At 58.9% G+C, this 1,008-nt stretch carries 1 protein-coding gene; it reads left to right on the top strand.

Features of this window, described 5'->3' with window-relative positions; genetic code table 11:
* Nucleotides 1-312: 312 nt before the first annotated feature.
* The coding region (locus tag EN745_RS35160) for an integrase arm-type DNA-binding domain-containing protein (RefSeq protein WP_145992346.1) at nucleotides 313-1,008 on the top strand (696 nt) is incomplete at its 3' end.

Genomic DNA, 1,008 nt, shown 5'->3' with positions numbered 1-1,008 from the left:
CAGATATGCCGTGGATCAGCCGTCTTCGGCCAATCCTGAAAACTCTTGAAATCTTGAAATTGTTGGCTCCCCGGGCCGGATTCGAACCAGCGACCAACCGGTTAACAGAGGGTTTCCAATGCGATTTTCTGGATCGGCGTGCGACAGTCTGAATTTCTAAAAATGCTTTGAATAACAAATAATTAGTGTTTCATCCCGTCGCGACCTGTCGCAGCCGATATCGACAAAGCGCGTGGTTTTGTGTAGATCATTCTGTAGATCACTCACGGAACCCCGGGCAAACCGGTTGTAGCAAGATTGGTCGCTGGACAGATGCCGAAACTCGAACTCACCGACAGATTCTGCCAGGCCGCCAAAGCTGGTTCCGGCCGAAAAGCCGACTATTTCGATACGACCGTCAAAGGTCTTGTGCTGCGCGTCTCGGCGGGTGGGCAAAAGACCTGGTTCGCGGTTTACGGGCCGCCCGACAAGCGGCAATGGTTGAAGCTCGGCACCTATCCCGAGACACCGCTCGGCACCGACAAGGGCGCTCGCCAGAAGGCCAAGGAGACTCGTGCAAGCGTGCAACAGGGCGGCGACCCTGTTGCCGCCAAGAAGGCGCACGCCGCCTCGATGACCGTTTTTGATTTGGTCGAGAGCTATCTCACGCGCCGGGCATCATCGCGGCGATCGGTCGATGAGATCGCGCGCCGGCTGCGCAAGAATGTGTCCGGATATGACGCTGACGGAAAGAAAGTCGAGAAGGCATCATCTGGCTGCATCGGCGAGGTGAAGCTCGCGGACCTGCATCGTCGCGACATCACCAAGGCGATCGACGCGGTGAGGGACCGGGGCGCGGCCGTCGAGGCAAACCGGGTGTTCGAGGACATTCGCGCCATGATCCGATGGGGGCGCGGTCGTGGCGATCTGGACAGCAACTTGACCGAAGGTATGGTGAGGCCGAGCGAAACGGTCGAGCGCGACCGCGTGCTGACGGCCGACGAGATCACGACGATGTGGGCCGCCTTG

This window comes from Mesorhizobium sp. M4A.F.Ca.ET.022.05.2.1 (assembly GCF_003998845.1).
Taxonomy (GTDB): Bacteria; Pseudomonadota; Alphaproteobacteria; order Rhizobiales; family Rhizobiaceae; genus Mesorhizobium.
This window is presented reverse-complemented; position numbering and strand designations above follow the sequence as displayed.